Below are 8,046 nucleotides of genomic sequence, written 5' to 3'. Positions count from 1 at the left end.
ACCGTGGGCGTGACCTGGGCGTCATCGCTGGTCATTTCGCTTCCCTTACTGGACCGCGGCCGACCGGTGCTCCTTGCGGCGGGGGGTCAGGCCGCGACCGGCTGCTTCGCCTCAGTCGCAGCCGTTGCGGTGTCGTCCGTCGCGCCGGCGGACACGGCGCCCGGCGCCGGCTTGCGCATGCCCTTCAGGGCGACCACCAGGGCGGTGGTGACGCACACGCCGACCGCGATGGCGATCAGGTAGAGGAAGGCGTTGCCGATCAGCGGCACCACGAAGATGCCTCCGTGCGGAGCCCGCAGCGTGGCGCCGAAGGCCATCGACAGGGAGCCGGTGATCGCGCCGCCCACCATCGAGGAGGGGATGACGCGCAGTGGGTCGGCCGCCGCGAACGGGATGGCGCCCTCGGAGATGAAGGAGGCGCCGAGGACCCAGGCGGCCTTGCCGTTCTCGCGCTCGGTCGCGGTGAAGAGCCTGCCGCGGACCGTGGTGGCCAGCGCCATCGCGAGCGGCGGGACCATGCCGGCGGCCATGACCGCGGCCATGATCTTCATCGCGGAGTCGCTCGGGTTGGAGACCGCGATGCCTGCGGTGGCGAAGGTGTACGCGACCTTGTTGACGGGGCCGCCGAGGTCGAAGCACATCATCAGGCCGAGCAGGGCGCCGAGCAGGATGGCGTTGGAGCCGGAGAGGCCGTTCAGCCAGTCGGTCATGCCCTTCTGCGCGGAGGCGATGGGTTTGCCCACGACGACGAACATCAGGAAGCCGACGATCGCCGAGGAGATCAGCGGGATCACCACCACCGGCATGATGCCGCGCAGCACCGCCGGGATGTTGATCTTCTGGATCGCCATCACCACACCACCGGCGAGAAGACCGGCGACCAGGCCGCCGAGGAAGCCCGCGTTGATGGTGGACGCGATCATGCCGCCCACGAAGCCGGGGACGAGGCCCGGCCTGTCCGCCATGCCGTACGCGATGTAGCCCGCCAGAACCGGGACCAGGAACCCGAAGGCCACGGCGCCGATCTGGAACATCAGCGCGGCCCAGCTGTCGGTCTGCGTCCACACGAAGTGGTCCATGACCGACGGCGCCGACTTGATCTTGTAGCCGCCGATCGCGAAGCCCAGGGCGATCAGCAGACCGCCCGCCGCGACGAACGGGACCATGTAACTCACGCCGGACATCAGCCACTTGCGCAGCTTGGTGCCGTAGCCCTCGCCGGAGTCACCGGCACGCTCGACCGGCGTACCGGCGCCTGAGGGAGCGCCCGCGGTCACCTCACCACGCGCCGCTTTGCCGCGCACCTCGGTGATCAGCTCGCCGGGGCGGTTGATACCGGCCTTCACACCGACGTCGACCGTCGGCTTGCCCGCGAAGCGCTCCTTCTCGCGGACGGGGACGTCGTGGGCGAAGATCACGCCGTCCGCCGCGGCGATGACGGCCGGGTCGAGCCGGGTGAAGCCGGCCGAGCCCTGCGTCTCGACGACCACCTCGACGTCCGCCTCGCGGCCCGCGTTCTCCAGGGACTCGGCCGCCATGTACGTGTGGGCGATGCCGGTCGGACAGGAGGTCACGGCGACGATACGGAAGGGGCGCTCGCCCTCGGAGGGGGTGCTCGGCGTCGGGGCGGAGGTGTCCTCGACACTCGCACCGGCCGCCGGGGCCGTACTACCCGCTGCGGCGTCGACGGAGGCCGCCCCCGACGCCGCAGCGGAGTCTTCGGAGGCGCTCGCGGCGCCCTTCGTGCCGTCGGAAGCGCCGTGCGCGCCCTCGGCACCACCCTCGTCGGCAGCCGACCCCTCGTCGGCAGCCGACGCCTCGTCCCCGCGGATCAGCGCGGCCGCGCTCGCCGCGTCCCCCACCGACCGCAGCGCGCCGGTGAACTCGGCGTTCATCAGCTGCCGGGCCAGCGACGACAGGATCGTCAGGTGGGCGTCGTCGGCACCCGCGGGCGCCGCGATCAGGAAGATCAGGTCGGCGGGGCCGTCCGCCGCACCGAAGTCGATGCCGGCGGCGCTGCGCCCGAAGGCGAGCGTCGGCTCGGTGACGTGTTCGCTGCGGCAGTGCGGGATGCCGATGCCGCCGTCGAGGCCGGTCGGCATCTGCGCCTCGCGGGCGGCCACGTCGGCGAGGAAACCCTCCAGGTCGGTCACCCGGCCCAGGGCCACCATGCGCTCGGCGAGGGCACGCGCCGCCGCTTCCTTGGTATCGGCGGACAGGTCGAGATCGACCAGGTCCGCGGTGATCATGTCGCTCATCGCGGGCTCCTTCGCACGCGTATCGCCCGGGGTGTGGGGTGGGCGGGGGTGGGGACGGGGGTGAGGGGGGTGGCAAGAACGTCGGAGCCGGCGGAGGCGGGGCCGGGGAAACCCCGCCTCCCCAGGGCAACAGGGCGGCTCAGGTGACCCTGCCTCCTGTCGGCCGCGGCGAGTAACGGGGAGTCTCGCCGTTCCAGGGCCGAATCGGGGTGCACCGCGGCGCGTGGCGCAGCGGGCGGCGCGACGTGGAAGCGGACGGCGCGCGCCACCACGTGCGCTCTCGCGCCTGGCGCCGGCCGCGCCCCCACGCGGGGCGCCGCACTGAAGCTCGTACAAAGGCTCATGACGCAGGCTCCGTCAGTACGCGATCCACCGGCACCTCGGCCGTCACCGTGACCGCCGCCGGATCCAGATCCCCCGGCGTCGGCATCACGCTGCCGGGCAACTGGACGGCCGCCGCGCCGTGCGCCACCGCCGAGGCGAGCGCCTCCGGACCACTGCCACCCGCGATCAGGAAACCGGCCAGGGACGAATCACCGGCGCCCACATTGCTGCGTACGGCGTCCACGCGCGCGCTGCCGAACCAGGCGCCCGCGCCGTCGACGAGCAACTGCCCGTCGGCGCCCAGGCTCGCGAGCACGGCGCGTGCGCCCATCTCGCGCAACTCCTCGGCCGCCTTCACCGCGTCGCCCACGGTGAACAGGGGGCGCCCGACGGCCTCCGCGAGCTCCTCGACGTTGGGCTTCACCACGTCGGGCCGCTCGCGCAGCGCCTCCAGGAGCGCACGCCCCGAGGTGTCCAACGCGATCCGCGCGCCCCCAGCGTGCGCCCGCGCGACCACATCGGCGTACCACGCCGGCGCGAGCCCCCGCGGCAGGCTCCCGCAGCACGCGATCCACGAGGCGTCGCGCGACTGCTCGCGCACCGTCTCCAGGAGCAGTTCCTGCTCCTCCGCGGACAGCTCCGGGCCCGGCGCGTTGATCTTGGTGAGCACCCCGTCCGCCTCCGCCAGCGCGATGTTGGAGCGGGTGGCTCCCGCCACCGGTACCGGCGCGACCTCGATGCCCTGCGCGTCGAGCAGGGCGGCCACGAGCGCCCCGGGCGCACCACCCAGGGGCAGAACGGCGACCGTGCGCTGCCCGGCGGCCGCGACGGCGCGCGAGACGTTCACGCCCTTGCCGCCGGGGTCCATGCGCTCGCCGGTGGCGCGGATGACCTCGCCGCGGTCGAGGGAGGGGACCTCGTAGGTGCGGTCCAGGGACGGGTTCGGGGTGACGGTGAGGATCATGCGCGAACTACTTCCGTGCCGCCGCGCTCGATGGCGACGGCGTCTTCATGGCTCAGCCCGCTGTCGGTGATCAGCAGGTCCACGTCGCTCAGGTCGCCGAAACGGGCGAAGTGCTCCTGGCCGTGCTTGGAGGAGTCGGCGAGCAACACGACGCGACGGGCCGCGGCCAGAGCCGCGCGCTTGACCGCGGCCTCGGCGAGGTCGGGGGTGGTCAGGCCGTGGTCGGCGGAGAAGCCGTTGGCGGCCACGAACAGGACGTCGGCACGGATCTCGCCGTAGGCGCGCAGCGCCCAGGCGTCCACGGCGGCGCGCGTACGGTGCCGGACGCGCCCCCCGACGAGGTGGAGCTGGATGCCGGGGTGGTCCGCGAGGCGCGCGGCGATCGGCAGGCTGTGGGTGACGACGGTGAGTGAGGCCTCCAGCGGGATCGCGGCGGCCAGCCGGGCCACCGTCGTACCGGCGTCGAGGACGAGCGTGCCATGGGTGGGCAGTTCAGCCACGGCCGCCTTGGCGATGCGGTCCTTCTCGTCGGCGGAGGTGCCCTCGCGCTCGGCGAGGTCCGGCTCGAAGTCGAGACGTCCGGCCGGTATGGCCCCGCCGTGCACCCGGCGGAGAAGGCCGGCGCGGTCGAGGGCCTTCAGGTCCCGGCGAATCGTCTCCGCCGTCACCTGGAACTCCTCTGCCAGCGACACCACGTCCACCCGGCCGCCGTCACGGGCGAGCCGGAGGATCTCCTGCTGCCGCTCCGGTGCGTACATGTCCGTTCACCTCCGGCTTGTGCCCGAACTTGTGGTTTCAGGGGGGAGGCTACGCCCGGATTTCCGGAAAGTAAACAGTTTCGGGCGCCAGGCAGACACAAACGGGCATCACCGGCTCCGCCTTCAGCGGTGACGCTGCGACGTGGTCTTCTGCTGGGCGGCGATGACGGCGGGCGCCAGTTCCCTGCGGGCGGCCTCAGTGTGGTCGGCGGCCCCCTTGATCATGTTGTCGGTCTGAGGGATGTCCGCGCTCGGTGCCGTCGCCGGCGCGGCACGGCTTCTGCGGCCGACAACACGACACCCCGGCCCGGTACAACCCCGGGCCGGGGTGCGCGCTCTGCGTCGGTGGACCGTCTCAGCTCCCGCTCGGCTCCGTCTGCTCGTGCGCAGCCACCCGCCCCGGCAGCGCGAACATCAGCAGGAAGATCAGGCCCATCACTCCCGCGACCCATCCGAGCGCCCCCTGGAAAGCGTCCACGAACGCCGGCCCCACCCGTTCCGGTGCCAAGTGGTCGTCGATCGCGCCGAAGAAGACCACCGACACCAGTCCGAGCCCCAGCGCGTTGCCCATCTGCTGAACCGTGTTGATGAGCCCCGACGCCGAGCCCGCGTGCTCGCGCGGGACGCCGGAGAGCACCGCGTCCGTCAGCGGGGCGACGATCAGCCCCATGCCGACACCCATCACGACCAGCGGCAGCGCCATCTGCCAGGACGCGATCCCGAGCCCGTACCGGTCGGACTCCCAGATGTACAGCAGCACGCCCGCCGCCATCAGCAGCGCACCCGCCTGGAGCACCCGGCGACCAAAGCGCGGGACCAGTTTCTGCACCGACAGCCCGGCAGCCGTGGAGACCGCGATCGAGAAGGGGACGCCCGTCAGCCCCGCCCGCAGCGGGCTCCAGCCCAGGCCGATCTGCATGTACAGCGTCCACACCAGGAAGAACACGCCGAGCGCGACGCCGAAGACGGTCTGCACGGCGATCCCGGCCGCGAAGCTCTTCACCCGGAACAGGGAGAGTTCGATCAGGGGCGAGCCGTCCCGCGCGGTCTTCCGCCTCTCGTACGCCACCAGCGCCGCGAAGACCAGGACCGCGCCGCCCATCGACGCGTACCCCCACAGCGGCCAGCCCAGCTCACGGCCCCTGGTCAGCGGGTAGAGCAGCATCAGCAGCCCCAGGGTCACCAGGGCCACGCCCACCAGGTCCAGCTTCAGCGCCTTCGGTGCCTTCGACTCGGTGATGAAACGGCTGCCGAGGATCAGGGCCGCGATCCCGACGGGAAGGTTGATCAGGAAGATCGGCCGCCATTCGAGGCCGAAGAGGTTCCACTCCGTCAGCAGGGCGCCCAGCAGCGGACCCGAGACCGCACCCAGTCCGACGATCGCCCCGAAGAGCCCGAAGACCTTGCCCCGCTCATGAGCCGGGAAGGTCGCGTGCACGATCGACAGCACCTGCGGCACCATCATCGCGGCCATCCCGCCCTGCAGAATCCTGGACGCGACCAGCATCTCCGGGTTCGCCGCGAAGCCGCACAGCGCCGACGCGAATGTGAAGCCGGCGATGCCGACCAGGAACAGCCGCTTGCGGCCGTGGATGTCGCCGAGGCGTCCGCCGGTGACCAGACCGGCGGCGAAGGCGAGCGCGTACCCGGCGGTTATCCACTGGATCTGACTGAAGGAGGCGCCCGCGTCCCGTTGGATCGACGGGATCGCGATGTTGACGATGGTGACGTCGACGAGGTCCATGAAGGCCGCGGTCATCACGATCGCGAGGGCGAACCAGCGACGGCGGTCCGCGCCCGCGGCTCGGTCCCGAGCGGGGGCCGGAGCAGCGGCCGCAGCGGTGGCCACGTCAGGAGCCGAGCTGTCGACAAGGGTTTCGGTGGAGGTCATACCTTGAAGCTACGACCCCAATAGGTCAGTTCATGTCCTAGTTCTCCGGCATCCTCGAACTCATGACGACCGACACCCCGGCGCGACTCCTCCAGCTCCTCTCCCTCCTCCAGACGCCCCGCGAATGGCCCGGCGGCGAGCTCGCCGAGCGGCTGGGTGTCTCCCGGCGTACCGTCCGGCGGGACATCGACCGGCTGCGTGAGCTGGGCTATCCCGTGCAGGCCACCATGGGCGCGGACGGCGGCTACCGGCTGGTCGCGGGCAAGGCGATGCCGCCGCTCGTACTCGACGACGAGGAGGCGGTGGCGATCGCGGTGGGGCTGCGGGCGGGGGCGGGGCATGCCCTGGCGGGCGTGGACGAGGCGTCCGTACGGGCCCTCGCCAAGCTCGAACAGGTGCTGCCCTCGCGCCTGCGCCACCGCGTCTCCACGCTCCAGGCCGCGACCACGCCGCTGACCAGCGGGGACGGGGCGAGCATCGCGCCCGAGACGCTGACGGTCATGGCCTCCACGGTGGCCGGCCAGGAACGCCTGCGCTTCGCCTACCGCGCCGGCGACGGCACCGAGTCGCGCCGGCTGACGGAGCCGTACCGCCTCGTCTCGACCGGGCGCCGCTGGTACCTCGTCGCCTACGACCTCGACCGCGCCGACTGGCGCACCTTCCGCGTGGACCGGGTGACCGAGCCCTTCGCGACCGGCGCGCGGTTCGCTCCGCGGGAGCTGCCGACGGGAGATGCCGCCGAGTATCTGCGGCGGTCCATGCAACGGCATCAGCAGTCCTACGCCATCGACGTCACGTTCGACGCCCCCGCGGAGGCGGTCGCGGCGAAGGTGCCGGCGTGGCTGGGGGTGCCGGAGGTGGTCGACACGGGGACCTGCCGGTTGCGGGCGACGGCCACGGACCCGGTGGAGTGGACGGCGGTGCGGCTGGCGATGACGGGGGTGGAGTTCAGGGTGCGGGAGCCCGCGGAACTAGCGGAGTGCGTACGGGAGTTGGGCGGGCGGCTGGTTCGCGGCGGAGGTGGGTGAGGAGGCGACGGCCGAGGGTTCGGGTGCCGGGAGCGGGGCCGAAGTTTGGGATGCCGGGAGCGGGGACGAGCCGAGGGTGAGTCACACAGCCCCGGCATCGACGGGGTGCGGTCCTCCTCAGCGGCGGACACCTGGGCACCGCCCCGGTGGCACGACTGCCCGCCGGCCAGGCCGGGCACCGGGCACCACCCCCGTGGCAGGAGTGCCCGCTCAGGGCCGCGCACTGCCCCGTCGGCACGACTGCCGACGGCCGGGCCGCCCGCGGCCGGGCCGCCGAGGCGCCCGCAGCTCGCCGGCCCGCAGCTATGCCCGCCGGGGCCCCGCGATCCGCCCCCAGGGAAAGCCCCGCAGCGCCTCCAGGTTCCGCAGCGCCAACGCCGCCGGCCCTTCCGGTCCGGTGGCCGGTGCGCGGCCCGTCGCCCACGTCTCGACCGCCGTCCGTACGGCCGCACTGGCCACCGCCGCGGCAAAGCGCAGTTCGGCTGAGCCGACGAGCCCCGTGCCAACGTTGTCCGCGTCTACGACACCTGAGTCAGCCGCGCCGCCCACAGCCCCCGCGCCGCTCACTACGCCCGCGCCACCCCCGTCGGCTGCGCCACCGCCGTCGCCCACTGCACCCCCGCCACCCGAATCCCCCACCGCACCCGCCCCGGCCACGTCGCTCTCAGCACCCACGCGACCCGCCAGACCCGCGCCGGCCGTTCCACCCGAGTGGCTCTCAGCGCCCGCGCCGACCACAGCACCCGCACCACGCATGTCGGCTGAGGCCCCCGCGTCGCCCACTGCACCCCCGCCACCCGAATCCCCCACCGCACCCGCCCCG

General features: G+C 72.9%; 6 protein-coding genes. 1 reads left to right on the top strand and 5 read right to left on the bottom strand.

What is annotated here, in order from left to right:
• Positions 1-86: 86 nt before the first annotated feature.
• The 4 genes from ACWC09_RS49070 to ACWC09_RS49055 form a co-directional block, all read right to left on the bottom strand.
• Positions 87-2,258, bottom strand: coding sequence for a PTS fructose transporter subunit IIABC (locus ACWC09_RS49070; RefSeq protein WP_450858388.1), 2,172 nt, complete (start codon positions 2,256-2,258; stop codon positions 87-89).
• A 340-nt stretch (positions 2,259-2,598) separates the two neighbouring features.
• Positions 2,599-3,546, bottom strand: coding sequence for a 1-phosphofructokinase (gene pfkB, locus ACWC09_RS49065; RefSeq protein WP_450858386.1), 948 nt, complete (start codon positions 3,544-3,546; stop codon positions 2,599-2,601).
• Positions 3,543-4,304, bottom strand: coding sequence for a DeoR/GlpR family DNA-binding transcription regulator (locus ACWC09_RS49060; protein WP_450858385.1), 762 nt, complete (start codon positions 4,302-4,304; stop codon positions 3,543-3,545). The genes pfkB and ACWC09_RS49060 overlap by 4 nt, the downstream gene beginning before the upstream one ends.
• A 355-nt stretch (positions 4,305-4,659) precedes the next feature.
• Positions 4,660-6,195, bottom strand: a complete 1,536-nt coding sequence (locus ACWC09_RS49055; protein ID WP_450858383.1) for an MFS transporter — start codon at positions 6,193-6,195, stop codon at positions 4,660-4,662.
• 62 nt (positions 6,196-6,257) lie between these two features.
• Here ACWC09_RS49055 and ACWC09_RS49050 point away from each other — a divergent pair, with 62 nt between their 5' ends.
• On the top strand, positions 6,258-7,223 hold the full coding sequence (locus ACWC09_RS49050) for a helix-turn-helix transcriptional regulator (RefSeq protein ID WP_450858382.1): 966 nt from the start codon (positions 6,258-6,260) through the stop codon (positions 7,221-7,223).
• 566 nt (positions 7,224-7,789) lie between these two features.
• On the opposite strand, the gene ACWC09_RS49045 is transcribed toward ACWC09_RS49050, so the two are convergent.
• The coding region (locus ACWC09_RS49045; protein ID WP_450858381.1) for a hypothetical protein at positions 7,790-8,046 on the bottom strand (257 nt) is incomplete at its 5' end.

This window comes from Streptomyces sp. NPDC001617 (assembly GCF_053596855.1).
This window is presented reverse-complemented; position numbering and strand designations above follow the sequence as displayed.